Below are 229 nucleotides of genomic sequence, written 5' to 3' on the forward strand. Positions count from 1 at the left end.
GTTGCCCTATGGTCGACAGTAGCTACCGCGTTCAAAGTGGCCCTGGCGTGGATGAGCCCGCTCGAGTTGATGTGGATCGCCGCATTGGTGTCGTGGCTGTTAATGGGGGCGCTGGTCGTCCAGCAAGGGAATATGGCGCAGGCGCTTCGAAAAGGTTGGCGAACAGCGCTATGGGCGGGGTTGATGAATCCCGTCGCGTATTACTTGGTGCTGTTTGCCGCTTATGACC

The 229-nt window shown here is 58.5% G+C and carries 1 protein-coding gene; it reads left to right on the plus strand.

Going from position 1 to position 229, the window contains the following annotated elements:
* Positions 1-47 precede the first annotated feature (47 nt).
* On the plus strand, positions 48-227 hold the full coding sequence (locus SB773_RS35155; RefSeq protein ID WP_410595238.1) for a hypothetical protein: 180 nt from the start codon (positions 48-50) through the stop codon (positions 225-227).
* Positions 228-229 lie beyond the last annotated feature (2 nt).

The sequence above is a fragment of the Bacillus sp. SIMBA_074 genome, from assembly GCF_046534555.1.
GTDB classification, from domain to species: domain Bacteria; phylum Bacillota; class Bacilli; order Bacillales; family Bacillaceae_G; genus Bacillus_A; species Bacillus_A mycoides.